Raw genomic sequence first — 398 nt, forward strand, 5'->3', positions numbered from 1 at the left:
GGAGTACTGCATCTCGGATTGACTCCGGAGGGACCGGGAGCTGGGAACTGGGCGGGACCAGAGGGGGAAGCCCGGCTCCAACCCTCCGAGGCGACGTCCGCCAGCACCTGATTCCCCAAGGACAAGTCAGCCACGAGCCGCCGCAATCGCGCGTTCTCGCGCTCGAGGTCCTTCATCTTCGTGGCCTGGTCGGCTTGGAGGCCACCGTACTCCTTGCGCCAGCGATAATAGCCCTGCTCGGAGATCTCCGCCTCCTTGCACGCTACCGCCAAGCTCTTGCCTTGTGCCGTCTGCACCTGGATCGGGCGCAGCTTCAGCACCACCTGCTCCGCGCTCGTCTCCTGACCTCGCCGCATGTCCGACTCCTTCGATCCTGGCTGATCCTCCCAATCAGCCTC

Annotated in this window: 1 protein-coding gene; it reads right to left on the reverse strand. The window is 65.1% G+C overall.

Going from position 1 to position 398, the window contains the following annotated elements:
- On the reverse strand, positions 1–356 hold a 356-nt coding region (locus MKL01_RS31530; RefSeq protein WP_243909119.1), incomplete at its 3' end, for a transposase.
- Between the last annotated feature and the right edge of the window lie 42 nt (positions 357–398).

It is taken from the genome of Methylobacterium sp. J-070, assembly GCF_022829385.1.
Classification (GTDB): domain Bacteria; phylum Pseudomonadota; class Alphaproteobacteria; order Rhizobiales; family Beijerinckiaceae; genus Methylobacterium.